Origin of the sequence: Pseudoalteromonas sp. ESRF-bin5 (assembly GCF_002632075.1) — a bacterium.
Classification (GTDB): Bacteria; Pseudomonadota; Gammaproteobacteria; order Enterobacterales; family Alteromonadaceae; genus Pseudoalteromonas; species Pseudoalteromonas marina.
The window spans coordinates 1-1,346 of the sequence record NZ_NTLW01000008.1 but is presented as its reverse complement, the minus strand read 5'-3'; the positions used below and the strand labels follow the sequence as shown (position 1 = coordinate 1,346).

The following is a 1,346-nucleotide window of genomic DNA, read 5'->3' as shown; positions in this document are numbered from 1 at the left end:
GGGCGGTAACCTGTATCAAGAACAGCCACTACTACACCACTACCTGTTGCGGTGTCCCAAGCTGTTGGTAAGTTCAAACCGCCAGCTTGCTCATAGTAGTGCCACTGGTCGCCATAGCGCGGATCGTTAGGTGTCGCAAAAGGTTTTAACATTTGGTCAACTTCAATGTACTCAACGTTGCCTGAATCAACCATTTCTTGCATAAACTCTTGTGCTTCTGCTGCGCTAAGTTTTTTATCTGCTCGCATAACATGGTGGTTATTTAGTGCCATTGCGCGAATGTACTTTGCTTTAACTTTTCCTTTTTTAGAGGCAAAGTTTTTAACAAAGTTTTTTGCACGTGCTTTCATGTTTACAGGGCTTTCATCTGCAGTAGAGTAACTCAGTGCATCAACGTTGTTATTTTTATATTTAATGATGAATTGCGTTTCAAAGCCACTTTGATTTTGAAGTTTAGCTGTTGTATCAGCCACTGAAGGGCCAATTGCTTGTGCTGGGTTAGCCATGCTTGATGCAGTAGCAAAAAGCGTACTAATGGTAAGTGCTATTGCACACTTATTAAATGTTTTACTTGTTGTCATAATTTTCCCTAGATTTTTTTATTAGTTATATCGTGATGGATTGTCACAATGCAGGTACAAAGGTAAATTATGTGTTAATAAATTTAAAATACTAAATCATTATGTCCCTATTTCATTTAGTTATAACGAGCGTTTTAAAGGGTTTTTTCATTGTTTTGTATTTATCATATAAAATAAAAATGACATAAAGGTATTGCTTTTTGGTTTGTGTTTTTAATACTTCTAAAAAGTAGAAAGTATATTTATTGTGTTATTTGTAATAATTAAATTGGAGCATTGTTGGCAACTAATTTTTGCTATAATCGAGCAAATTGTTAAGTGAGATAAATAGATGACCCAGGTAGATGTAATTGTAATTGGCGCGGGAGCGGCTGGATTAATGTGTGCAGCACAAGCTGGATACCGAGGCCGACGTGTTACAGTACTTGATATGGGTAAAAAGCCGGGTCGTAAAATTTTAATTAGTGGTGGCGGGCGCTGTAATTTTACAAATGAGAATGCAGCAACGGAAAATTACTTATGCAGCAATCCACATTTTGTTAAATCATGTTTGAGCCGTTATACGCAATATGACTTTATTGAGCTGGTGGACCGCCACGGTTTGGCATACCATCATAAAACGTTAGGCCAGCTGTTTTGTGATAATAGTGCGCAAGATATTGTTAATATACTTCTTACTGAATGCGAGTGGGCAGGTGTAAATATAGCCTTGCGCAGTGAAGTGATTAATGTACAAAAAACAGAGTCGGGTTATAGCGTTACCAC

Annotated in this window: 1 protein-coding gene and 1 pseudogene; one reads left to right on the top strand and one right to left on the bottom strand. The window is 37.4% G+C overall.

Annotated elements, in window-relative coordinates; all coding sequences use genetic code 11:
- Positions 1-581, bottom strand: a pseudogene (locus BCG07_RS00090) (peptidase S8); the annotation flags it as partial.
- A gap of 331 nt (positions 582-912) precedes the next feature.
- On the opposite strand from BCG07_RS00090, the gene BCG07_RS00085 reads away from it, so the two are divergent.
- On the top strand, positions 913-1,346 hold a 434-nt coding region (locus BCG07_RS00085; protein WP_286887905.1), incomplete at its 3' end, for an FAD-dependent oxidoreductase.